General features: G+C 40.6%; 24 protein-coding genes and 2 pseudogenes. 11 read left to right on the plus strand and 15 right to left on the minus strand.

All coding sequences use genetic code 11. The annotated features are described in order from the left end of the window. Positions 1–245 precede the first annotated feature (245 nt). From V7K42_RS06990 to V7K42_RS07005, 4 genes are all read right to left on the minus strand, one after another. Complete coding sequence (locus V7K42_RS06990; protein WP_334914773.1) at positions 246–2,054, minus strand: endonuclease; 1,809 nt, start codon at positions 2,052–2,054, stop codon at positions 246–248. Positions 2,055–2,366: 312 nt separating this feature from the next. Beyond that, positions 2,367–3,083, minus strand: a complete 717-nt coding sequence (locus tag V7K42_RS06995; protein WP_334914774.1) for a helix-hairpin-helix domain-containing protein — start codon at positions 3,081–3,083, stop codon at positions 2,367–2,369. A 10-nt stretch (positions 3,084–3,093) separates the two neighbouring features. Next, entirely contained in the window at positions 3,094–3,651 is a 558-nt protein-coding gene (locus V7K42_RS07000) for a DUF416 family protein (RefSeq protein ID WP_334914776.1), read from the minus strand. A gap of 177 nt (positions 3,652–3,828) precedes the next feature. Further along, positions 3,829–4,602: a DUF416 family protein gene (locus V7K42_RS07005; RefSeq protein WP_334914778.1), complete on the minus strand. Its 774-nt coding sequence runs from the start codon at positions 4,600–4,602 to the stop codon at positions 3,829–3,831. A 193-nt stretch (positions 4,603–4,795) separates the two neighbouring features. On the opposite strand from V7K42_RS07005, the gene V7K42_RS07010 reads away from it, so the two are divergent. The 4 genes from V7K42_RS07010 (at position 4,796) to V7K42_RS07025 (ending at position 8,504) form a co-directional block, all read left to right on the plus strand. After that, on the plus strand, positions 4,796–5,470 hold the full coding sequence (locus V7K42_RS07010; protein WP_334914780.1) for a HupE/UreJ family protein: 675 nt from the start codon (positions 4,796–4,798) through the stop codon (positions 5,468–5,470). A gap of 191 nt (positions 5,471–5,661) precedes the next feature. Beyond that, positions 5,662–6,225, plus strand: a complete 564-nt coding sequence (locus V7K42_RS07015) for a leucine zipper domain-containing protein (protein WP_334914782.1) — start codon at positions 5,662–5,664, stop codon at positions 6,223–6,225. A 75-nt stretch (positions 6,226–6,300) separates the two neighbouring features. Next, positions 6,301–6,687, plus strand: a complete 387-nt coding sequence (locus tag V7K42_RS07020) for a DUF2358 domain-containing protein (RefSeq protein WP_334914784.1) — start codon at positions 6,301–6,303, stop codon at positions 6,685–6,687. Between the two features lie 1,064 nt (positions 6,688–7,751). Continuing rightward, on the plus strand, positions 7,752–8,504 hold the full coding sequence (locus V7K42_RS07025) for a hypothetical protein (protein WP_334914786.1): 753 nt from the start codon (positions 7,752–7,754) through the stop codon (positions 8,502–8,504). Positions 8,505–8,694: 190 nt separating this feature from the next. Here V7K42_RS07025 and V7K42_RS07030 read toward each other — a convergent pair whose 3' ends face one another. The 6 genes and pseudogenes from V7K42_RS07030 to V7K42_RS07055 all read right to left on the minus strand — a co-directional run bounded on the left by V7K42_RS07030 (position 8,695) and on the right by V7K42_RS07055 (position 13,358). After that, a complete protein-coding gene (locus V7K42_RS07030) occupies positions 8,695–9,969 on the minus strand; it encodes a ribulose bisphosphate carboxylase small subunit (protein ID WP_334914788.1) in 1,275 nt (424 codons plus the stop codon). 91 nt (positions 9,970–10,060) lie between these two features. Continuing rightward, positions 10,061–10,195: pseudogene (locus V7K42_RS07035) on the minus strand (PIN domain-containing protein); the annotation flags it as partial. A 67-nt stretch (positions 10,196–10,262) separates the two neighbouring features. Further along, on the minus strand, positions 10,263–10,892 hold the full coding sequence (locus V7K42_RS07040; protein ID WP_334914790.1) for a GDSL-type esterase/lipase family protein: 630 nt from the start codon (positions 10,890–10,892) through the stop codon (positions 10,263–10,265). A gap of 142 nt (positions 10,893–11,034) precedes the next feature. Continuing rightward, a complete protein-coding gene (locus V7K42_RS07045; protein WP_334824616.1) occupies positions 11,035–11,373 on the minus strand; it encodes a ribulose bisphosphate carboxylase small subunit in 339 nt (112 codons plus the stop codon). Between the two features lie 46 nt (positions 11,374–11,419). Beyond that, entirely contained in the window at positions 11,420–11,827 is a 408-nt protein-coding gene (gene rcbX / locus V7K42_RS07050) for a RuBisCO chaperone RbcX (RefSeq protein WP_334914792.1), read from the minus strand. Between the two features lie 100 nt (positions 11,828–11,927). After that, positions 11,928–13,358, minus strand: a complete 1,431-nt coding sequence (locus tag V7K42_RS07055) for a form I ribulose bisphosphate carboxylase large subunit (protein ID WP_334914794.1) — start codon at positions 13,356–13,358, stop codon at positions 11,928–11,930. Between the two features lie 828 nt (positions 13,359–14,186). Here V7K42_RS07055 and V7K42_RS07060 point away from each other — a divergent pair. The 5 genes and pseudogenes from V7K42_RS07060 (at position 14,187) to trmFO (ending at position 19,421) form a co-directional block, all read left to right on the plus strand. Next, a complete protein-coding gene (locus tag V7K42_RS07060) occupies positions 14,187–15,299 on the plus strand; it encodes a ligand-binding sensor domain-containing protein (protein WP_334914796.1) in 1,113 nt (370 codons plus the stop codon). Between the two features lie 164 nt (positions 15,300–15,463). Next, positions 15,464–16,234 (plus strand): 3-methyl-2-oxobutanoate hydroxymethyltransferase, encoded by a 771-nt coding sequence (panB, locus tag V7K42_RS07065; protein ID WP_334914798.1) that lies wholly within the window; start codon positions 15,464–15,466, stop codon positions 16,232–16,234. A gap of 131 nt (positions 16,235–16,365) precedes the next feature. Continuing rightward, positions 16,366–17,181: pseudogene (locus V7K42_RS07070) on the plus strand (Rpn family recombination-promoting nuclease/putative transposase). A gap of 97 nt (positions 17,182–17,278) precedes the next feature. Beyond that, the gene (locus tag V7K42_RS07075; protein ID WP_334914799.1) at positions 17,279–17,995 is read left to right on the plus strand and encodes a Uma2 family endonuclease; all 717 of its coding nucleotides are present in this window, start codon (positions 17,279–17,281) and stop codon (positions 17,993–17,995) included. 109 nt (positions 17,996–18,104) lie between these two features. Next, on the plus strand, positions 18,105–19,421 hold the full coding sequence (gene trmFO, locus V7K42_RS07080; RefSeq protein WP_334914800.1) for an FADH(2)-oxidizing methylenetetrahydrofolate--tRNA-(uracil(54)-C(5))-methyltransferase TrmFO: 1,317 nt from the start codon (positions 18,105–18,107) through the stop codon (positions 19,419–19,421). Between the two features lie 69 nt (positions 19,422–19,490). On the opposite strand, the gene V7K42_RS07085 is transcribed toward trmFO, so the two are convergent. Continuing rightward, the gene (locus V7K42_RS07085; protein ID WP_334914801.1) at positions 19,491–20,135 is read right to left on the minus strand and encodes a ferritin-like domain-containing protein; all 645 of its coding nucleotides are present in this window, start codon (positions 20,133–20,135) and stop codon (positions 19,491–19,493) included. A 469-nt stretch (positions 20,136–20,604) separates the two neighbouring features. After that, entirely contained in the window at positions 20,605–20,733 is a 129-nt protein-coding gene (locus V7K42_RS07090; RefSeq protein ID WP_334914803.1) for a hypothetical protein, read from the minus strand. 161 nt (positions 20,734–20,894) lie between these two features. On the opposite strand from V7K42_RS07090, the gene V7K42_RS07095 reads away from it, so the two are divergent. Beyond that, the gene (locus tag V7K42_RS07095) at positions 20,895–21,296 is read left to right on the plus strand and encodes a fasciclin domain-containing protein (protein WP_104898847.1); all 402 of its coding nucleotides are present in this window, start codon (positions 20,895–20,897) and stop codon (positions 21,294–21,296) included. Positions 21,297–21,497: 201 nt separating this feature from the next. After that, positions 21,498–21,833: a hypothetical protein gene (locus tag V7K42_RS07100; RefSeq protein ID WP_334914805.1), complete on the plus strand. Its 336-nt coding sequence runs from the start codon at positions 21,498–21,500 to the stop codon at positions 21,831–21,833. Here V7K42_RS07100 and V7K42_RS07105 read toward each other — a convergent pair. The 3 genes from V7K42_RS07105 to V7K42_RS07115 all read right to left on the minus strand — a co-directional run bounded on the left by V7K42_RS07105 (position 21,811) and on the right by V7K42_RS07115 (position 24,473). Continuing rightward, the gene (locus tag V7K42_RS07105) at positions 21,811–22,380 is read right to left on the minus strand and encodes a GNAT family N-acetyltransferase (RefSeq protein ID WP_334914807.1); all 570 of its coding nucleotides are present in this window, start codon (positions 22,378–22,380) and stop codon (positions 21,811–21,813) included. The two genes, V7K42_RS07100 and V7K42_RS07105, sit on opposite strands and share 23 nt — an antisense overlap. Next, a complete protein-coding gene (locus tag V7K42_RS07110) occupies positions 22,377–23,732 on the minus strand; it encodes a UDP-N-acetylmuramoyl-tripeptide--D-alanyl-D-alanine ligase (protein ID WP_334914809.1) in 1,356 nt (451 codons plus the stop codon). The genes V7K42_RS07105 and V7K42_RS07110 overlap by 4 nt, the downstream gene beginning before the upstream one ends. A gap of 294 nt (positions 23,733–24,026) precedes the next feature. Further along, complete coding sequence (locus V7K42_RS07115; RefSeq protein ID WP_334914813.1) at positions 24,027–24,473, minus strand: tellurite resistance TerB family protein; 447 nt, start codon at positions 24,471–24,473, stop codon at positions 24,027–24,029. Between the last annotated feature and the right edge of the window lie 94 nt (positions 24,474–24,567).

The raw sequence follows: 24,567 nt of genomic DNA on the forward strand, positions 1-24,567 counted from the left end.
GGATGTCGATTAGCTACCAAATTATCAACAAACATGGTGGCATACTCAAGTGTATTTCTACACCGCTTCAAGGCACAGAGTTTACCATCCAGATTCCGATTCAGATAAAGTCTGTTTGATGCTAAATTTGGTCTGTAGCAATCTTGAATCAAAGGCGTAGAAACAAAATCCCCGACTTCTCAAATAAATCGGGAATCTGGGGAGTTCAACACTCACAAATCAAATAAATAGAATTGCTATACGTATTAAGAATCACAGTATGCCCGTTCTGCTAATGTGACATCTAGCACGAATGGATTGTCATTACCTTGAAATTTAGCGATCGCCCGACTGCGTTCTATTTCAGTAATATCAGGTAAGTCTTGCTGATTCCATTTACACAAAGTCTGACGCTGATTCTGAAAGTAATTTCGGTCAACTTTCTCAGCTTGATTCCGATAAATAGTGTAAAAGTAGAAAATTACTCTAGCTATATCCCCTTTTACTTTCTCTCTAGGTTCAAATTTAGCAGATGCCGATTCGCTAAACTCGTCAATCGCACTTGTAGGAATTGTAGATTGAACAGTATCATTTCGATACCATTTTTTAGTCTTGGTGTCGGCTATATCGTCGAAGGGTTTATTTCCTCGCTCGCTATTAATATCTTCTCGTGCGGGAAATAGATGGTGCAGGTCACTTTTGGCATTACCGTTGTCAGCCCCTTTACTTTGTGGCCAAACGTGTTCGGTATTCAGCCCTAACTTGTCAGCTTCCTGACTAGGATCGCCATTACCATTTAGACGAATTTGGTAACTAGCATAGATATCTGTCACAATACCTGCTTGGTTGTCGATAACACCAAACATTTCGTCTCTGGCGCGATCGTAGTTCAAAGTTTTGCTAGGCGTATACTCCTTAGCAAGTTCTTCAACTAGAGCAATTTTGGATAATTGAGGCAATATAATTGCCGAATCACTTACGGGAGTGGGAGTGGGTTCAACAACGGGAGGGATTGTGTCAGTGTTGGATTGGGTAGCAGGTAGTGTAAACGCTGTAATCACAGGATCGTGGTCGCTGACAGGTCTACTAAAGCCAACATTGACATGCACAATGTCAATTTTCGGTTGAGCAAAACGAGAAAGATTTTCACTGACCAACAAATGGTCGATGAGTTGAGGATTTCCCTTGAATTTGAAAGTAAAGCGATCGCTAGCAGGTAAACTATCCGTCAGATTTTCCAGAATGTTACCCTTCAAAGTTTTCAGAGGTAGAGAATCTGGTAAATCGTTTAAGTCACCGAGTACAATTACTTTGGCTTGCGGGTCAACTTCTAGTATTTGTCCTACGAATTCATTAACAATTTCGGCTTGCTTGACTCGTTGAACATCGCTAGGCGAACCTCCAAGCTTAGAAACAAAGTGATTAGCAATGATAAACACTTTTTGACCGTTAAATATAAATTCTGTCGCCAGTGGCTTACGGCTTGACTCAAAAGCACTATTGGTAGGATCGATCCGACCTGGATTGAGTGAAAAGTCAAGACCATTTGAACTTTGAGTAATAGCTACAGTATCTAATGAACCGCCTCTTCTAGGCAGTTTTGCTAGAGTTACCCGGCTGGGTCGAAATAATAAACCAACACGAATATTACCTCCAGGTTCTCCACCATCTTGGTCATCGCTGGGCGCAATCTCCACAAAGTCGTATGCTGGACTACCGATATTTTCGAGCGCAGCAATCAGTTTTTGGTAAGTTTCGTTTGCATTTACAACGTCGTCATTGGTTGGTCCGTTGTTATCTTGAACTTCAACCAAACTGATGATATCTGGTGCGTTCAAATTATTGCCAATAATTTTGGCAATATTATCAAAGCGTCGATCTTTTGGGTCTAAATTCTCGACATTAAAAGTTGCAACAGTCAATACATCCTGGGAACTTTTTAGAAATGTTGTTTCCTGTTGTGAAACTGGAAGTAAAGGAGTTGGCAATTGAGCTATTGGACTAGCGTGTAGGGGACTAATCCATACAAAGAAGATGAGAGCAACACTAAGTAGTTGAAATTTGATGAATTTCATTCTCTCTTCCAATGAAGGTACTTTCTAGATTAATCTTCTTTATTAATAGAGTTCAGTTAAGAAAAGTTTTAGGTTGGGTAAAGCTTTTAATCTATTGAAAAAATCTTCATCTAGGAGTGGTAGCAACAATGATGCTAGCTCATAAATAGTTTTAAGGAAATTTTTAAAACTGGAATTTTATTGTTTTGTCAACTTAAATCTAGTAGACTTTTACCACCATTTTCAGAAAAAGTACGCAGCCACTGCAACAACTCGGTGATGAAGTCGGAAATAAAGTAAATGTTAATTATTAAAATTATGGAAGCGATTTCCTTAAAATATCTGTTTATCTGAGTTACGTTGCGTTTGGACGTAATTGCACTTTGCTGAGAGAGGGCAATCATTACAAAGAGGATTTTTTGCCCTGCAAACCATCGCTCCAAAGTCTAGCAAGGTTAGATTCCACTTGCCAACTTCCTTATTGGGAGCAATTATCTCTGCTGCACCCCAAAGAATTTTACAGCGCGATTTAACTCTTTCTCCTTGCAAACCAAAAAAGCGTTCGAGGATGCGAGCTACGTTAGTATCGAGTACAGCTAGCGGTTGACTGAAGGCTTGAGAACAGATAGCACGAGCCGTATATTTACCAATTCCAGGTAATTCAAGTAACTGCTTTTCTGAATCGGGGATTTTTCCTCCATACTGCTCTATTATGATACGAGCGCATTGGTACAGTCTTTCTGCTCGGAAGTAAAGACCTAAAGGCTTGAGCAGTTCGCTCAATTCATTAATGCTTGCTTTGGCTAAGTTTTCGATGGTAGGATACTTCAAGAGAAATGCTTTGTAAATAGAAACAACCGTAGCTGCGTCTGTTTTTTGTAGCAGAAACTCCGCGACTAAAATTGCGTAAGAATTGCAAGTCTGCCGCCAAGGAAAATCGCGTAAATTTTGTGTTCCCCATGTAGACAGATGGTGGCGAAACCATTTAATTTTTACAGCATCCAAATTTGAGGCTGCGTTTTCTTGAGGTTCTTTAGTCGCACCTTTCACGATTGTTTTCTCAACTTAAATCTAGCAGACTTTTACCACCATTTTCAGAAGAAGTACGCAGCCACTGTAAAAACTCACCAGTTAAGGTGGGAGTTTCTCGCAAGCGCTGCAAATCTTCGCTTTGTTTTGCCATTTCTCGTACTGTAAACGGATGGTTGAAAATTATTTCTACTAGTTCTTCGTGGGAAATGTCTTCCGAGTATTCGTCTTCACACTGGCATAAATAATCTATATACTCAAAAAGAGTTTCATGTATTTGTTTTACTACTGAAATAGTCTGTCGTACGCTTGGATCTAAACAAAGTTCTAAAGTATTAAGAATTGCACTTGCGGCTCTCTGCGCTTCTGGAGTTTCTACGTTTTCATAGTCGGGGTAGCTTTGGTCGGAATCAGAATAAAGTTGACGAAATCTTGACACATCAACCTTTTTTCCTGCCAAAAATTGCCAGATTTCATCGAGTGCTACTCTAAATAAATCTTCTCCATCCCAATCATCTTCTCTAGCTGCTCGCAAGTAAATATCATAGTGTGGATACAATCTCTCGCAACAAGCTGCCGCAAACGCCACTCAATGCATAGGCACAAGAGCTTCTAGTTCTCGCTCCAATATATGGAATTCACCGTACTTTAAATTCATTTTTATAATTTAGTTGTATTGTCAGCAGTCGTCGGAACGATTATTGATGTGATAATTTTCTGCTACGTTTTTTTGAATTCTATACTCGCACCCTTCACGATTGTTTTCTCAACTTAAATCTAGCAGACTTTTACCACCATTCTGAGAAGAAGTACGCAGCCATTGTAAAAACTCAGGGGTTAAGGTGCAAGTTTCTCGCAAGCGCTGCAAATCTTCGCTTTGTTTTGCCATTTCCCGTACTGTAAACGAATGGTTGGAAACTATTTCTACTAGTTCTTCGTGGGAAATGTCCGCCGAGTATTCGTCTTCACACTGGCATAAATAATCTATATACTCAAAAAGAGTTTCATGTATTTGTTTTACTACTGAAATAGTCTGTTTTCTAGTTCGATTTAAACGAATTTGTAATTGTAATAGTTGTTCGTGTGAAATGTCTTGCGAGTTTTCGTCTTCAGACTCGCATCTTAAATAATCTATATATATATAAAGAGTTCCGTCTATTTCTTTTGCTACTAAAATAATTTTTTGCGGAGTTTGTTCGAGACAAAGTTTTATAGTCTCAGAGACAATCCACGCGCCTCTCTGCCCTTCTGGAGTTTCTTCATTTTCATATTCGTAGGGATATTCTTCACAATTAGACAATAACTCACGAAATCTGGCCGCATCGATTTTTTTACCTGCCAAAAATTCCCAGATTTCATCAAGTGCTTCTCTTATAGGATCGTTTCCATTCCAGCCTTGTGCTTTTATTTCTCGCAAGAAAATGCCATAGTTCGGAAACAATCTCTCACAACAAGCTGCTGCAAACGCCACTTGATGCATCGGTGGAAGAGCTTCTAATCCTTGCTCCAAGATATCAAATTCACCGTACTTTAAATTCATTTTTATAGTTGAGTTGTATTGTCATTTGAAACGATCGCTAATTAACGATCGCATCTTAAATTTCAAGTGCTGGTGATTATTAATACAGTTTATTCTCAGGGGCTGTTCCTGCAACTGCGGCTTTACATAACTGTTAGTTTTTTAGGAAAGTGGGTAGTATAAATTACCGAAAAAACTAATTTGGCATATAGTGATGTTCAAAACTAAATTCTCACAATTCCGTGCTTCACCAGAATTTTATACCTCAAAGTTAGCCGATCGCCATATTGGAGCGATCGCAGCTTTAATTTTAATTAGCTTACTGAGTTCATTGAGTGGAACACCACTTAACCATACGATCGCTAACTGCTGGGAAGGCTTTGTCTGGGGATTGGCAGATCCAGTAATTGGTTTGGATTGTTTAGTGGGTATTATTGCTATTGGCTTACTGTCATCTATGTTTGTTCGTGGCGCTGCGATCGCTGGATGTTTTGTTTTAGCAGCAATTTTGGGCATTGTAATTCATCTATTCCAGCTAAATTTACCATCCATAGAAATAGCGTTCGCCATTTCTACCATCGTTTTTGGTACTATGCTGATAATTCCAAATCAACCAAGCTTTGTGGTACTTGCTCTGATGGGCATCAGTGCTGGTTCATTTCAGGGTTACACTGTAGCTGAATCTATTATTGGGGCAGGAATCATTCCATTAGTTGCCTATATACTAGGTATGACATTGACTCTGTTTGTGGTTGCCATGAGTGCCAGAGAAATTGGTGTTGGAATGGGTCTGGGAGAAAGAAACCGAACTTTACCCTGGAAAATTAGCATTGCTGGCTTCGCTTTGTGTGCGATCGGTATCGTGTTTTTGAGCAATTCAACGATCTAAATAAAATATTTCAATTTAGTGAAATACATTATTTGGGGGGCGTACACTTAGCTGTATGCCCCCACTGCGCGTTCAAGGGAACTGAAACTTTTTTACAACAAGAATTTTTGCAGCAGCACCACAAAGTTTTAGTGAATAAGCTGATACATCTCTGCGCTAATCTAGAAGCTATATGTTGTAAACAAAGGCTTATGACAGTTGAAGAAATTGCGGATACGTTAACAGAATTATTTGGCACATCGGCTATTAGTGCGATCGAGCCAGGATCGTGGCAAGTAGACACTTCTACTTTTCGGCTGTTGGTGCTACTTTCCGAAGATAATACTTGGCTACGAGTTTTACTACCTATTGTGTCCGTAGAAGAAGGGCAACCATTTTTAGGACAGTTCCTAGAAGCCAACTTTGATGACACTCAAGAAGTACGTTACGCTTTGTATGAAGGAGTAATTTGGGGAGTATTTCAACATAATAGTGGCACTTTAGTGAGTACAGATTTGTCCAATGCAATCAACCGACTTGTATCTCTCTATCAGGCTAGATTAAATAATGTTTTTAATCGACTAATTGAAAGCCGCATCCGGCAAATTATTCAGGCAGCAAAACAACAAGGACAATCTCTCCAAGCTACTATGCAAAGCTTAGAACGCTTTTATGCAGAAGGATTTATGGGTGAAATCAATCAAAGTTCGGAGGCGCGAGAAGAAGTTTTAGCTACTTGGCGGTATCAGCTAGAACGTTTATGGAACGAAGGTTAATTTTGACCTTTAATCGGGATTTATATCCGTCCCAAGTTGACATATTAAAGTAATTTACAAATATCTCTATTTATTATGGATATCATTGAAATCCTCAAAAAAGACTATCAAAGATTCCCAGTAAATCAAACTTACACTATTTACGCTCCAGACGTTTATTTTAAAGATCCACTGAATAAATTTAGTGGTGTTAAACGTTATAAAGAAATGATTAATTTTATCCAAACTTGGTTTTTAGATCCCAAGATAGACTTACATAATATTCAACGTTTAGGAGACACAATAAAAACTGAGTGGACACTCAGTTGGAATACTCCTCTTCCCTGGAAGCCAAGAATTTCTATTCCTGGTTGGAGTGAATTAGGTCTTAACTCTGATAATTTGATTGTCTCCCATATCGATTATTGGAATTGTTCGCGTTTAGATGTATTAAAGCAGCATTTATTTGCTAAAAAAATTTAATCAATATATAGGACTTACGCAAAATATTTCTCAAACTCTCATTCCTTTGTGTCCTCTGCGTCTCTGTGGTTCGTTCTTCCATATAAATACTTACTTCAAATCTAGTTTTTTTCCATCTTGAAGTTACACCTTGTAGATGAGGATGACAAACCGCTATGCGTCTATACGCCGACATTAGAACCCATTATGATGAATCACTAACGTTAAAGTAATCGTCCAAAAAACCAGATGCAGTCTCTGAATTAAGAGAAATTACTCAGATGTATGTATTGGTTTTATAAAAATAAAATTATTCACGAATATTACTGAACCAGAAAACAGCTTTACTAAGCCAAACTAACTCTAGAACCCTCTCTAATAAATATATCTATGTTCTAGAAAAAGCTGAATTTAGATCCGATGGACAGAAAAAAACTGATTCAAATATGGATTAAAGCTTCTAACAATAGATATAGAGAATGAGCAAATGCTAATTGTTCATTAAAACTATTTGTTGCTGACTAGTGCGTAGGTGTAGCCCGTCGTAGACATCGCAATTTATCAAACAGCAATATTGGTGCTATTCGTCAGAATTGAAAATTAATTCTGATCAAAAAATCGCCTGAATAAACTAAGTTTTTGTATCTCCACCAAATCTATGATTTAGTAATTTTCAAGACACTCGCCCAGCTTCTCTTAGAGGTTGAATGAACAAGTGTTTCGCTGTGATTTTAGGCACTTTTAGATCCCCCCTAACCCCCCTTAAAAGGGGGGGAACCAGAATCAAAGTCCCCCAATTGATCGGGGGATTTAGGGGGATCTAAAATTTTTGATACCGACAAGAGGATTTTTCAAACATCCTCTAAGAGAGCATCTTGACTGTGATTCCTGAGATGCCATTTCTTGAAGAATAATTCAGATAATATCATGCATCTTAGCTTATACATTTTGTAGTGTAATATCATTTTTACTGATATTGACAATGCTGCAATCTGAGACTTTCAAAACAATTACTTGTTTAAACTGTCATTAGAGTTTATAGTAATACGGTGTTTTTCCTTACAATTTCTCGGCAAGTTTATACCATGATTTATTCTCCCAAACTACAGAAGTATTTGGCAGGTTTCTCTTTGTCTGTATTACTAGTAGCTGATTTAGTAATCACACAAAAAGTTCGTCCGGCTTTTGCTGAAACTATCAATTCATCTATTGGTAGTGCTGTAACATTCAGTTGTAATGATAGTGAAGCGACAATCAAAGCTAAAAATGGCCCCAGAGTAGTTAATGGAAGTTCAGCCTTTTACATTGGTTATCAGCAAGTCTCATCTAATAACAAAAACCCTGTAACTATCCGTTTTAACAATAGTATTAAATCATGGTGTCGGACTGATTACGAAACAACGAATGACGACGGTACAGGTTACGGATTGTATTGGAATGGTGGAGATGTTTTATATGGCGTTTACTCTTCCACCGGCAGTCAAACTGGTAGTGATTTTCGCCGCTTTGCAACTGGGCGTTGGTTGTCTAGCTATGGTAGCGGAGGCGGCCCAAAAGTTGCAGTTATAGCCCGGATTAATCCAGCTAATGGTGAGGTTAACTATGCCACATTTTTATCTGCTAAAAAGGCAGATAATGGAAATACAAACTCTTTAGTTGTCCAAACCTTATCATGGAATGGCACAAATTTGACTGTGCAAGCAAAGTCATGGTGGACTCCTCGACGCGCTAATACAAATTCCATGACTTGCACTGGTTCATCACCTTATATATACACAGCAGTATTCACTGGCGATTTAACAAAGGTTAACTCAGCTTCAGCTGCTACTTGTAGTTAAAGGGTAAGGATTCAGCTATCAAATTGAGGACTTAGCAAAACTAAACCCAGTAGGGGCAATTCATTAATTGCCCCTACCAAAAAATTAAGGTTTGGGCTATTTTTTGCGTAAGTCTTGGAATTGAGGAAGCATATTTTTCCAGTTATTTGAGAATTGACAAAAGCGATCGCTCTTTCTCAATTATCTATCCCTAATTTTTCCCATCTGGACGCTGAATAATCGTCTCCACCACCCGCCGCTTGGCTTTCGGATCGATACCTACCAAGCGCACATACTCACCGCTATATTCTGCCAGAGTTGCTTCCAAATTTGATATTGCATCAGACTCTGCATCAATGTGGCTATGAACACAAGTTTGCCAAGAACCCATGCGGAAGCGGCGCTCATCCACGTGTTCAATGCTAATTTTGTAACCTTGAGACAATAATTGCCTAATTTGAGCTTGTGTATCCAGGGTTAAATGGCTACTCAATGCTTCCTGTTTCTGGAATCCATTAGTTTTTGCTTCTTGAGTTGCACCATTGCTTGAAGGCTGATTAATTGGTTTTACAGCAACAGGTGGTGCAGATTGAGAATTTCTACCTCGATTGAGTCGATTGTAATCATCAACTAAATGGGAATTTTCTACCCGTTTTTGTTCGCCAACGAGAAAGTTACCAGACTCAATTAAGTGAGACAGTCTGAAATCTGGCTTTTTAAATTCTGGTGGCCCTTCAGTACTGTTAACTACACTCAAAGATACTCGCTCAAAACCGACTTTATGGATGTAGTTGCGGATTTGTTCGTCATAAATGCGCGATCGCAAAGCGCTAAAAAAGTCAATTGACTGATTGACAAAAGTATCAACTAGCTGTTCAACTTCCTTCTGCGACAGTCCATCCTGTTCAAAAATCCCTTTGACAATTCCCACTTTGTCGTCTCTGTCTGGCTCCCAGTAAAATTTCTCCATCCGTCCATCCCGAATTAACGGTGCATAGAGAGTAGAAAAATCATTACCTGTGACAATAATCGGCACACGATGTAAAGGTGTGGAATCATAGCTTCCAGGTAACTGCACATCTGTGGGATTATCAGCAATATTCATCAGTGTGGCATTCACCAACTGCGTATTTACAGTATATTGAGTGCCTTCATCAAAGCGTCCAGCCCCCGCATCTAAATCGTTAATCATCAGTACGCACATTTTGCCGCGTACTTTGATCAGTTCTGCTGTTTCTCGATATCGCAACCGAATCAACCGCGCTGGATCTCCTGCATCTGGACTTTCCAACTCGCCGCCAGAGATGTTAGTCACTTCGATACCCATTTTCTCGAAGACTAATTGACATTGAAATGTTTTGCCTTCACCTTTGCGTCCGTGAATACCTAAAATCACTGGGACTCTTACTCCAGGAAGCTTTAGAAAGTTTTTGGTAATGTGGACAGCCAGTTTGTCCAGAAAGCGGGGAGCGATGTAGTAACCCATAAAATTATCTTTGCCTAGCACTGCCTAAAGTAATGTTAAGTTTTTTTGGTAATGACTGTTTATTTATCTTTTGGTAGAAAAGGAGCGCTAATTACCACAAACGCCCAATTGGATATGCATCAAAAATTTTATCAGCACTCAGTATAGGTATATTTTCTACGAGTGCTTGTGCAATTAAAATTCGATCAAATGGATCGCGATGATGTAAAGATAGTGTAGCAACAACAGTAACGTGGTTAATCCTTTTTTTATAGAATAACTTAGGGCGATCGCTATTTGCCCATTGCTAAACTTTAGGGAAACCAATTTAACCAAGCATCCCAATTTTCCACGATTTTAGCAAATTCTGCATAACCTCCTGCTCTGGGATGAGCGCCATCATTAGCTCTTGCTTCATCTATCCAGATACTTGATTTTTCTAATATTGGAAAAACCTCTAAATATGGGATATTCAATTCATTGCAAATTAAAGCAAACTGTTTAGATAAATCAATATTTCTCTTCCTTCTTTGACTATCTTCTTGTTCTGCGTATGGTGCTGGGCCAATCATCAAAATAGGATATAACTTTTGAGCTTTATTTAAAATTTCACGGGCATTTTTGAGCGAATCTGCCAAATCTGCGCGAGTTTTACCATTTTCTAATGTTGTGTCATTCAATCCAAAAGAAAACACAACTCTGCCATCATATTCTTTGGGTAATCGCAGTGATACTTCTTGTAACCAACGATTTGCTATATCACTACTAGTATCACGCCTAATTCCTAAATTATAGTAAGTAATGTCATAACCTCTTTTATTAGCATTAGCACATACTCTCCCTGTCCAACCAAGACATTCTTGATCGCCGGTACCGTTAACAAAAGAGTCACCAACAAAACAAATTCTTACCTCTTGTAGCATTATTACTCTCTTAAAAAACATAGAGGCACAGAGAGAATAACTCTACGCTTTTACCCTGCGGGAAGGCGAAGCGCCTATGCGTTTCAAACAAAATCTAGTAAATAGGAGAGGTAGATAATTCTACCTCTCCTATGGGGATCAACTAATTACTAATAGCTAGTTTTTAGTATCTGTTAGCTTTGTTGGGTTTGTGAACAATAAAGCTGAGAATTTGGCACTGCTTGATGTTGTCAAAACCCACAACACGGATATAGCTGGTGTTGAATTGAGAACGGCATCCTTGAACTTCGCTCAATACTTCTTGAGTAGATTTAGCACCGAACAGAGGCAGCTTCCACAGTGTCCAATATAATTCTGTTGGCTCAGAAGTTTCGTTAAACTCGATCGCTGGAATGTAACCTTGGTTCAAAATGTACTGAATCTGCTTGGCAATTTGAGCGTCAGACAGAGGTGGCAGGTAAGAAAGGGTTTCGTAACGACGCTCTTTTGGTAAAGTTTGCATAGCTTTTGATAATGGGTTGCGATTTTTTACTACTAGGTTGACCGAACTAATTGGATAAGTTATCCAAATTCGGATCTGAAGTTGCTTGCTGTTCTGGTTGCAGACTGGGGTTAGATGTGTCTATTTGTGTGATGCGTTCTAAATGCTGGCGACGCTGCTCCATGTTGGCTTGCTGAATGCCAGTGCGAACCATTTCCGGTAAAAATTCCGTTATTTCTTCCGCAATGTGTTCTCTGACAGTCATGATTCGCAAAGCCAAATCTGGTTTTTCTCGCAACAGTTGCTCAATGAATGACTCACCATTTTGAATTTTGCCAGACGAAAAGTTATGCAACCAAAGTTCTAATGGAGGATTTGTCTCGCCTAGCTGTGCCAATACTGTCCTTAGAGCCTGATAAGTCAGATAGCTTTGGAGAGTTTTGGCTGTGTCCTTCGCAATTTGCTTAAGATTCATGCTTGACCCCAGCCCTGAAGAGTTATGAGTTATGAGTTATGAGTTATGAATTAATGCAAATCCTAACTCTTAACTCTTAACTCTTAACTGTTAACCCAGATCAGACGGTATCCATTGCTTCAAACTCGAACTTGATTTCTTTCCACAGTTCGCAAGCAACAGCTAGTTCAGGAGACCACTTGGCAGCTTCGCGGATGATATCGTTACCTTCACGAGCCAAGTTGCGGCCTTCGTTACGAGCTTGAATAACGGCTTCTAAGGCAACGCGGTTAGCAGTTGCACCAGGAGCGTTACCCCAAGGGTGTCCCAGAGTACCACCACCGAATTGTAGTACGGAGTCATCGCCAAAGATTTCTACCAGCGCGGGCATGTGCCATACGTGGATACCACCAGAAGCAACTGCCATTACACCAGGTAGAGAAGCCCAGTCTTGGGTAAAGTAAATACCACGAGACTTGTCTTGCTCAATGTAGTTTTCACGCAATAGGTCAACGAAGCCCATTGTGATGCCGCGCTCACCTTCCAACTTACCAACAACTGTACCGGTGTGGATGTGGTCGCCACCAGATAACCGGAGGGCTTTAGCTAATACACGGAAGTGAATACCGTGGTTCTTTTGACGGTCGATTACAGCGTGCATAGCACGGTGAATGTGTAGCAAGATACCGTTATCGCGGCACCAACGAGCCAATGTGGTGTTGGCGGTGAAGCCTGCGGTGAGGTAGTCGTGCATGATGATGGGCTGCTTGAGTTCTTTAGCGTACTCAGCCCGTTGCAACATTTGTTCACAGGTGGGGGCGGTGACGTTTAGATAGTGACCTTTAATTTCACCTGTTTCTGCTTGAGCTTTGTTGATAGCTTCAGCTACGAACAAAAAGCGATCGCGCCATCTTTGGAATGGTGCGGAGTTGATGTTTTCGTCGTCTTTGGTGAAGTCCAAACCACCGCGTAAGCACTCGTATACAGCGCGTCCGTAGTTCTTAGCAGAAAGACCCAATTTGGGCTTAATGGTACAACCCAGTAAAGGACGACCGTATTTGTTTAACTTATCGCGCTCAACTTGGATACCGTGAGGAGGCCCTTGGAAGGTCTTGATGTAAGCTACTGGGAAACGGATATCTTCTAAACGTAGTGCGCGCAGAGCTTTGAAACCAAATACGTTACCGACAATTGAGGTCAATACGTTGGTTACAGAACCTTCTTCAAACAAGTCCAAAGGATAGGCAACGTAGCAAATATACTGGTTGTCTTCGCCGGGAACTGGTTCGATATCATAACAACGACCTTTGTAGCGATCTAGGTCGGTGAGCAAGTCTGTCCACACAGTTGTCCAAGTACCAGTGGAAGACTCAGCCGCTACAGCCGCACCTGCTTCTTCGGGAGGAACACCAGGCTGGGGTGTCATGCGGAACGCAGCTAGAAGATCGGTATCTTTTGGTGTGTAATCGGGTGTGTAATAAGTTAATCTGTAATCTTTAACCCCGGCTTGATACCCAGATTTGCTCTGAGTCTTCGTTTGAGCGTAAGACATATTTTATCCTTCCCTGAAATCACTCTTGTTAATTATCAAATCACGTTTTGTGCAACTTCCCCTCACCCAATTTTTTCCCCCCTTCATCGGGGAGAAGATTGGGAAAAATTTTTGTTAGGGGTTGTTTTTTTGCAAAGGGTAGCAGTTTTTTTGCGGCTGACACTTTGGTAGCGGTGGTAGCCCTCCTCACCAGTGTTATCCCCTTCTAGGGGTACACGACCTAGCGCTTCTACTGTTGCCTCTTTCTACGAATCAAAATTCTTTTTTACCTCTTTTTCGCACCCGACTAAACCTTCTCAATTTCACCAAAAGTTCCGCTTTTTACGGATTGATTTAGATAATTCCCCTACAATTCGGGGTATTCAGGGGATTGGGCTGACTGGCACACATTCCCGCCTTTACACTCCCTATATCTTCTCCGTTGCTGGAAAAGATACCACAAAAGAATTTACTTGACAGAGATTTAGTAGAGTGATGAGCTAAAGATAAAAAATCGCACATCACGTAATTTGTAACTTATTTCACAATATATCAAGAATTCGATAAGTTATTCTTTCAAAGTTTTGAACTTATATATTTAGTTTTGTTATTAAAGAAATATTTAACATTTTATTACAAATGCTTTACAAGATGTCATCAATAACTGTACAGAAGCCTTTCGAGAGCGCGATTAATCGCGTCTGTACAAGAGTTAGGAGTTATAAGAATTCTTTCCCAATTCTCAATTTCCAATTCCCAATCCTAATAAAATTTGACAAAAATTCCAGATGACGTTTAAAAAATCTCAGCGAGGGGAACACTGAAATTAACCCAAAGCCAGGTTAGGTAATGGCTAGGGGTACTGTCTCCAAAGGAAATGTCACCGTGGTATTGTTTTGCAAGCGTACTAGTTTATTGATTACTTCTATGTTGCTGGGGTTGATAGCTGTGCCAAGTATGGGATGGGCACAAAAAACTCCTGACATTAAACCATCTGATTTAACCCCCGCTTACCCACCTTCTGCACCGCCACCGCGAGTAGAATCCTTGCCTGATGAACGGGGAGTACAAGAAAATTCGCCAGTAACTGATTATCGTGTCGGTAACTTGCTGGAAGATTTTACAGGCAATCTTTGGGTAGGTTCTTGGCGGGGATTGTCGCGGATTGATCCTAAAACTGGCAAGATTATTTCTCGTGTTAGCTTACCGAATGTTGCCATTGGTGCTTTAGCCCAAGACAAAGTAGGACGTGTGTGGGTAGGAAGTTATGGCGGACTAGTTCGAGTAGACCCTCGCACGAATGAAATCACCGCACAGAATTTATTTTTGCCTTCTAAACGGGTTTTGTCACTGTTACTTGACAAACGAGGTTATTTGTGGACTGGAACCGATAGCGGTTTAGCTTTAATTAGTCCCGACCAAGGCTTAATTATGACAACAGTCAAAAATCTGCCTGGTGTCAGCGCCAATACCCTAACTTTAGATGCTGAAGGTCAACTTTGGGTTGGTACTCTTGATGGATTGGTGCGAGTAAATACCGCTAGTGCTGGGATTATGAAGCGGATTGCCGATTTGCCAGGGACGACTGTTCAAGCTTTAGCTATCAGTCCAGAAGGATTAATTTGGGCGGGAATGCCGAATAATTTACTAGTTATTAACCCAAAAACCGGTGCGGTGTTACGTTCTATAACTCGTTTACGTGGGCGTGATGTGACAGCAATACGTTTTGCTAAAGATGGTAGTGTCTGGGTTGGAACTAGCAATGGTTTGTTACGATTAAATCCAAATACAGGTGCTGTGTTAGATGCAGAAGTTGCTGGACTTCCTTCTAGTCGGGTTCTTGCCCTTGTACCTGACATCGCTAATAAATTATGGATTGGCACTAGTGAAGGTCTGGCTTGGTTAATGCCCAAAACGGACAGTGCAAAAACCCATATTGCTTTCAGTCGCGCCGTTAAATGACAAGTTAAGAGTTAGGAGTTAGGAGTTAGGAGTTATGAATTAAATTAAACTCTCAACTATTTACTCCTATCTCACCGCTAACTCCTAACTTCTATCTTCACTTCTAACTCGTAACTCTTAACTCTTAACTCAGCACTCACTACTCAGCACTCAGCACTCAAAAAATGGCAATCACTACCCAGCAATTAATTCAATGGAAACAACAGGGACGTTCAATTGTGGCATTGACGGCCTGGGATTATGCGATCGCTCAACTCATCGATGCAGCTGGTGTAGACTTAATCCTTGTGGGTGACTCTATGGCAGTAGTTTTAGGGTATGAAACAACACTGCCGATAACTTTAGATGAGATGATATACCACGCAAAATCTGTGCGTCGCGGGGTAAAACGGGCATTAGTAGTTGTAGATTTACCATTCTTGACGTATCAAGAAAGTCTCCAACAAGCAATGCACTCAGCTGGGCGGATATTGAAGGAAACGGGCGCTCAAGCAGTAAAATTGGAGGGTGGCTATCCAGCGATCGCAGAAACGATTGCCCGTTTGGTAGAAGCTGGAATTCCGGTAATGGGTCATGTAGGTTTGACACCGCAATCAGTACATCAACTCGGTTTGCGACAACAAGGCAAAACCCAAGAAGCGAGTGAGAAAATTTTACTTGAAGCGATCGCTCTGGAACAAGCAGGTGTATTTTCTCTAGTTTTAGAGCATATCCCCGCAGATTTAGCAATGCAAATTACACAAAAACTTACGATTCCGACAATTGGTATCGGTGCAGGAACTCACTGCGATGGACAGGTTTTAGTTACCTCAGATGTAATCGGACTTGCTGAGAAGCATCCACCATTCGCCAAGGTTTACACCAACTTGCGGGAGACGATTACCAAAGCTGTACAAGATTATGCTGTGGAAGTGCGCGATCGCAAATTTCCATAAACATGGATTTTACGATCAAAAAATACAAAAAGCTGCTAAATAGCTAGTTTTTCATCTGGGATAATTTATGCAATCAGAGAACAGCACATTATAAAATTGCTGAAGTTATAAACTGTGTTATAAAATCCAGAGTGAAAACTGACAGTATATTTTATCGCCTATTTCAAGAATTCCCCAGTATCTTCTTTGAACTGATTGGCAATCCTCCTGAGACTGCAAATACCTATCAATTCTCTTCAGTTGAAATCAAACAAACTGCCTTTAGAATAGATGGTGTATTTCTTCCCACTCAAGACGAAGCAAATCCGATTTATTTCGTTGAAGTTCAATTCCAACCAGATTAAGATATTTATTTACGCCTAGTTTCGGAAGCATTTCTCTATTTGCGGCAAAAGAAATCTAAAAATTCTTGGCGAGGAGTAGTGATTTATCCCAGAAGGAGTATAGATACTGGTGAACGACAAGATTGCCACGAATTCTTCAATAGCGATCGTATTAGTATAATTTACTTAGATGAACTAGGCGAAGCTGCATCACTACCAATAGGTATTGCTACCCTAAAATTAGTAGTTGAAAATGAAGATACAACTATTACTACCGCAAGAGTTTTAATCAACCGTACCAAACAAGCGGTAAATTTACAACTTCCACAAAAACAATTACTAGAATTAATAGAGACAATCCTGGTTTATAAATTGCCTAACATAAGTCGAGAGGAGATAGAAGCGATGTTTGGGTTAAGTGAGTTGAAGCAAACACGGGTTTATCAAGAAGCTAAACAAGAAGGCAAACAAGAAGGCAAACAAGAAGGTCGTTTTGAGGCAAAGTTAGAAGCTGTACCTAAACTGCTAGCACTAGGTTTAAGTGTGGAACAGATCGCACAGGCGTTAGATTTGGATGTTGCACAAGTCCAGCAAGCAGTACAGCAAATACCTCTCAATCAATAAGTTCAGACAAGCTATATCTGGCTACAAGCCGCTTTGTATCTACACATCTTCTTAACTAAAAATATCAGCTAAAAACCCCATACTTGGAGGTGCAGCAATGGTACAACAAGTCACACCAGAAACCCCAATCGAAGTTATTTACCCAGAAAGTGACGGGCAACCAATGGCGGATAATACAGAACAATTTGCATGGATTGTCAAAATTAAAGAAAATTTAGAAATCTTATTTGCATCCTCGGCTGATGTATTTATCGCCGGAGATTTGTTTTGGTATCCAGTTAAAGGAAGCCCTAATATTAAACAAGCGCCTGATACGCTGGTAGTTTTTGGCAGACCAAAAAGAAAACGGGGTTCCTATTTACAGTGGAATGAAGATAATATACCCCCGCAGGTAGTATTTGAAATTCTCTCGCCAGGTAACACCCTCAAAGAAATGACCAAAAAATTGCAGTTTTACCAGCGTTACGGTGTGGAAGAATATTATATTTACGATCCTGAGAAGAATGATTTAAATGGATTACTTCGTTCTGGGGATAGTTTTGAAGTCATTGAAGAAATGAATGGCTGGGTAAGTCCGCGTTTAGGAATGCGTTTTCAACTAACATCGGATATGCTAGAAATTTTTTCCCCTTCTGGACAAAAGTTTTTGAGTCCCGTAGAAATTGACCAGTTGCGGGAACAAGAACGTCAACGTGCAGAACAGGAACGTCAAGCAAAGGAGGCAGCTTTACAGGAATTAGAAAAAGAGCGCGATCGCTATCAAGAATTGCTAGCTAAACTCAAAGAAAAGGAAATTGATACAGATAATTTGTAATTGTTACTGTTGTATTTACAGAAGTAAGTCATGAGTTTGCCTCTTCTATTTATTTTTTCTTCTGTGATGCTGATGGATACTTATAATATTAAGAACTAAAAATTTAACTATGGAACAACAACCGATACAAGTAATTGGAGGTGGACTAGCTGGAACTGAAGCAGCGTGGCAAATAGCCCAAGCTGGAGTACCAGTAATTCTCCATGAGATGCGTCCAAAACGCTTCAGCCCTGCTCATCATACAGAACATTTGGCAGAATTAGTGTGTAGTAATTCCTTTGGGGCAATGGCAAGCGATCGCGCGGCGGGATTATTGCACGAAGAATTACGTCAACTTGGTTCTATCGTCATTTCCAAAGCTGATGAACACGCCGTACCTGCTGGTGGGGCGCTAGCGGTAGACAGGGGACAATTTGGCCAAGATTTGACTCAAACTTTAGCACATCATCCTTTAGTTGAATTTCGTCGGGGTGAAGTATCTGCGATTCCTGAAGGAATTGTAGTTTTGGCAACCGGGCCTTTAACGAGTCCCGATTTAGCCGAAGATTTGCAACGCTTTACGGGGATGGAATACCTCAGCTTTTTCGATGCCGCGAGTCCGATTATTGTCGGAGAATCGATTAACCGTGACGTTGCTTTTATGGCCTCACGTTATGACAAAGGTGAAGCCGCCTATCTCAACTGCCCAATGAATAAAGAGCAGTATTTGCACTTTAGAGAAGAACTTTGCAAAGCGGAACAAACAGAACTCAAGGGTTTTGAACGGGAAACAGCGAAATTTTTTGAAGCCTGTTTACCCATTGAAGAACTAGCACAGCGTGGGGAAGATACCATGCGCTACGGCCCCCTAAAGCCAGTAGGATTGTCAGATACTCGCACCGGGGAACGTCCTTATGCTGTGGTGCAGTTGCGACAAGAAGATAAAGCCGGTCAACTGTGGAATATGGTAGGATTTCAAACTAATCTGCGTTGGGGTGAGCAAAAACGCATATTTCAGCTAATTCCCAGTTTAGAAAAGGCGGAGTTTGTCCGGTTAGGAGTGATGCACCGCAATACTTTTATTAATGCTCCTCAGCTAATGCATCCAACTCTGCAATTTAAAGAGCGTCCAACGTTGTTAGCTGCTGGACAGTTGATTGGTACTGAAGGCTACACTGCTGCGGCTGCGGGTGGCTGCTTGGCGGGAATTAATGCAGCACGGCTAGCTTTGGGTAAAGAAGCTTTGGTTTTACCACCAACAACAATGATGGGTGCATTATTGGAATTTATAAGTTCCGCTTCACCGAAGCATTTTCAACCAATGCCGCCCAATTTTGGGATTTTTCCTGATTTAGGAATGAAAATCAAAAGTAAACCAGAGCGTTATGGACGTTACCGCGATCGCTCTTTAACCGATCTAGCAAACTGGAAAGCCGATCGTAATTAATGGATATTGGGCATAAGAGGCAGAGGGGCAAAGAGGAAAGACTTATTGCAATTTCCCTCTGCTTCCCATCTATACTTTCAACACCCAGGCTTCACGAGTTTCACGGCTAACAAAAGACGCTGGTACAATTTCGAGATTCACTCCTAATGCTTTGAAAGTGGCACGAATAGCGGCAGCATGGGCAGTTTCAGTAGAGCCGATACTCGCCCCGACAGTAATCAATTTTGGAGTTTTCAACTTAGCAATTTCTTGGCTATAGGCGATCGCAGCATCAGTCTCCAAAGCTAAAGCCAGCTTGGCAATATTCACATCGCTATCCAAGTTTCCCTCACCCTTTTTGATGTATGATGAGAGATCATAGCTAGATTCTGCTTTTACTGGAGTTCCACCCAAACTGGTGATAGTAGCTGCTAGAGCATCCCGATGTTTTTTATGATCGGCTTGGTTGCGGAGCGCTAAAGCCAAAACAGCTTTACCAACCTCAGTACTAGTTAGCTTGCCAGCAGCAGCGCCATAAGCCCAAATCGCCTGGTGTTCATAATAAAGAGCATTGTTCAGAATTTTTGCATCGTTTCGTCCATAAGTTGTTGTTCGAGCATCAGCATTTTGGGCAAACAGCGGCAAACCCAATGCAGTCGCTATACCACCGACTGCCCCACTCACTATTAGCGCACGGCGAGAGGAATTTTTGCTTAAAGGGCTTTGATAGTCCATGAGTTAGTGTCTCCTAAAAATATTACTGTTCGTTGATGCGGATATGAAAATCAGAGAGTAGCCAGGGTATGAATAACCCTGGCTGCAAGTACTGCCTTTGGATGAAAAGAATTTTCCCAACAAATAGTTCTAATGTGTCTTGACTAGATGTTCACTTTCCAAGTCAATAACTGCTCATTTGTAACTCATTTTGGCAATTGTGTCATCAATTACACTAGAATGGGATAAATACTATTTTGTTATTTTTTACGAAACGTACTGTAGTCAAGCATTTAGTAAGATTATTTGCTTCGCCTTGAATAACAAGGAAAGTCAAATTTTCATTATTTATACCACCAAAATTTATTCAGTGATGCTGATGAAGAGATAGAAAATAGTTAAAAGCTCAGTTTCCTCTATAGAGGGCTAGCAAAGGCGTGTTTGTCAAACATCGGTACTTGACTTGCGAAGTGATGAGTTTTGCCCTAGACTACTTTGTGTAGCCAGTTTTTATGGTGGGCGGTAAGGCTTCATCTCGATAGGATAATCGAGCATTGTTTGAATGAAGCGATCGCTGATAATCCCCTGCCGCCACTTCACGCATCAGGTATTTAATCAACTAGAAATTTTTCTATAAACATCATAAGGTGATGTCTGACTGTGAAGTATGCCTCTACGTCGAATTTATTCAAAGCCTGATTTTAAATTTATTTTATTTAATAAAACTTCAAATAGGTTTATTATCCTTTAAAATATTTTGCAGAAATTTAGGTAACATATATGGCTGATATTGTTGATATTGCAGTTACGGCTGAGTCTTTCAAAACACTAGTAGCGGCTGTACAAGCTGCTGGTTTAGTAGAAACATTAAAAAGTCCTGGCCCCTTCACTGTGTTTGCACCCAATGACGATGCTTTTGCCAAGTTACCACCGGGAACTATCCAAACTCTGTTACAAAATATTCCCCAGCTAACGCGGATTTTAAAGTATCATGTCGTTCCCGGAAAGCTGCTAAAGGCTGATTTGGCAGAACTCGGTACGGTTAATTCTGTGGAAGGTTCACCTATTAAAATTCATTCTTCAGATGGTTTTGAAGTTAAAAATGCCACGGTTTTAGCAGCAGATATCGAAGCTGATAATGGCGTGGTACACGTTATCGATACCGTGATTTTACCCGGTTAATTTAGCTAGGGTGGGTGTTTTCCACCCTACTTGTCCAAAATCTTTATAATTAACTAACTATTGAGTAGTATCAAAACGCGACTCAATATTTTAATTTATGTTATGTTTGCAATGTGAGTACTCACTCATCTGTTAATGTAAATTTAGTTATTTTAAAATAAATTAAGTTCCTGAAAAGCTAACATCTATCCCGAAAAATTAATGCTCGACTTTAACACCTTGGTAGAATTCTCTCGTGGCAACTGCATAGGTATTTGTGCGTTTCTCGTACCAGCGAACTTGATTGTCACAATTTTAACGATTAGCCTAGTAGCCTTGCGTCGCCCATCCTATCAAGTGTGGCAATCTGCTGGAATTGCCGGCTTTTTCGCTTCTATAATGATATTGCACGTATATACTTGGTTCATGATTGGCGTGGTGATGGCTCCTACTTACATCTTGCTGTGGTTAGCAATCACTTGTTTGGTGACTAATTTGGCAGCAATTATTTTTCAAAGACGTTACAGTAACACCCCTACTTTTTCCAATAACGTCTGAAATCTAGACTTCTCCATTCATGCTCAAGGATGGCATATAGCCAAGAGTCTCGCCATTCTCCCTTAATCCAATGGTGTTCTCGCAAATATCCTTCCTGCTGCATTCCGATTTTTTGCATAACTCGTGCTGAAGCAATGTTTTCTGGGTGACAAGTCGCAAAGATGCGATGTAAGCCTAACTCCTGAAAACCAAAGGATAGAATTGCTTTTACAGCTTCTGTTGCATATCCGTATCCCCAAAATTGCTTAGTAAAACAGTATCCAATAGAGCCTGTTTTATTATTAATATCCTTAACGGATATGCGACAGATACCAATTAATTGATTTTGGGCTTTCACAGTCACTGCTAAGGCAAAATGCTGACGGGGTTTTTCGCGTTGCAATGCAATCTCTCTTTGCAAAAATCTTTTGGTTTCTTCTTCGTTATTAGGGCCAAATGTCAAATAGCGCACAACTTCACGATCGCCAGCATATCGATGAACTGCTGGCCAATCTGATTCTACAAAGTCTCGCAATATGAGACGTTCGGTTTCTAGCGGTAGATTCATTTGGGAAATTCTGCACGTAACTGATTGACAACCCGATCTAGCCCCACAGAATGGGCGGCTTTGAACAATAAACGATCGCCTGTTTGCATAAATGTCTTTAACCTAGCCACCAAATCGTTATGAGTTGCAAAGCACTCCGATGGAATACCTTCGGCACTTTGAGCGATCGCTTCGGCATCTTCTCCATCTACCAAAACCAACAAACCGTCTAAATTCAATTTTCGTACTGTTTCTCCCACTCGCTGGTGCAACTGCTGCGATCGCTCCCCTAATTCTTTCATCGCACCCAACACGGCAATTTTCCGCTTTCCGGGTGTATCTGCCAATAATTGCAAAGCTGCAATCATAGCTTCTGGTGCAGCATTGTAAGTTTCATCTAAGATTACCACATCATTAGCCAAGTTAAATCGCTGCGATCGTCCTGTGGGCATATCCACCTCCACACCTGCTTTAAGGGTTGCCCAATCGATCCCCAGTACTTTTGCCACCGCTAAAGCTGCTAAGAAATTAGTCGCATTATGACGACCAGGTAGTGGTAAGGGTAGTTGGATTCCTGCAACTTCCACCCTTTCGTTATCAATTAATTGCCCTTGGATATCCCCACCAGAAAAGCCGTAAGTCAAAACTTCTCCGTGCCAAACTTTCGCTGCTGTGGTCATTAATAGGGGATTATCGTGGTTGAGAATTGCCACACTATCGGCAGACATTTCAGCTAATAACTCACATTTTGCCTCAGCGATCGCTTCTTCGGAACCCAGTAACTCAATATGTGCCGTCCCCACATTGGTAATTACTCCAATTGTTGGACGCGCTATTTGGGTTAGTTCGGCAATTTGTCCCCTACCCCGCATCGCCATTTCAATCACGGCGTAGTCATTTTCTGCACCAAGTTCTAAGAGAGTTTTCGGAACGCCAATTTCGTTGTTGTAATTTCCATAAGTTTTGTGAACTCGTCCCTTTGTCCCTAAAACTGCGGCGATCAATTCTTTGGTTGTAGTTTTACCCACAGAACCAGTTACACCAATTACAGGAATATTAAAGCGATCGCGCCACCATCTAGCAATTTGTTGATATGCCTTGAGAGTGTCTTTTACCTGTAATACCGGTAAACCGGGATTTTCGTATTCAAAATCTACAATTGCAGCGATTGCACCCTTTGCGATCGCAATTGGCACAAATTCATGTCCATCAAATTTATCGCCTCGCAAAGCCAGAAATACTTCACCTGGCTTGAGGGCACGGCTATCTGTTTGTATACCACTACTTACTTGTATTAAAGTAGTTTGAGATAAGTTTATCGGACTGGCCAAAATAACTTCAAGCAGTTGGGTTAGGGTAGCAGAACAATGCATAAGTAATTTACAATTTAAAGTTCAAAATTAGAAAATCGAATTATGACACAATAGTGCATTGAACAACAAGATTTCAGGATTTACGCACTTAAAACCTCAACCCTAGATCCTCATTTTTTTAGAGGTTGGAGAATATCTTGTGCGTAATTTCTAGATTTGTGACTTCTCCGAAAAGGCGCGAATCTAAGCCTAGTCACAATAACACCAAAAAGCGTGCCAAAGAAGCCTAACTTCTTTGGCACGCTTTATTTATAAGCTATTTATATAGTTTAATTAAGCATATATTTCATTGCCCTATCCCCGGTTTTTAATTAAGATTACTTGCATAATTTGGATTGCTCTTTCACTAGAAATGCCTAATGCTTGATATAGATCGTTTAAGAAGTTTTTTTCTTCTTCTACCATAATCCCTTCAGCTAAGACGAAATCAGTGGCTACTGCAAAGGCTGCTTCCCGCAAGTCTTGAGATAGAGAATCTTTTGCTGCATTGAATAAAGCATTAAAACCATCCCCTTGGATAATGCCCAAAATTTTGTCAAACAGCCTATCCATCATTTCATGAGGATAAATTTTAAAAAGTTTCATCCGAGACAACACAAAAGTGATAGAATTTGCTTGCTCGACAGAAAGATAACCATCTGACGCTGTTGCCACCAAAACAATAACAGCAAAAGCTTCCGCAGGACTGAGTGCTGCTTGGGATTGGCCTTCTGTGCCCAAAACAGCGTCGAATAGACTCATTATATTAACTCCTTGGTTAGAGTCCCAATAGCGTTACCGTCTTACTTATATGTTTGGTAGATTTACAGATAAGACTGTAACGCTGTGAGACTTT

The organism is Nostoc sp., assembly GCF_036917455.1.
Taxonomy (GTDB): domain Bacteria; phylum Cyanobacteriota; class Cyanobacteriia; order Cyanobacteriales; family Nostocaceae; genus Nostoc.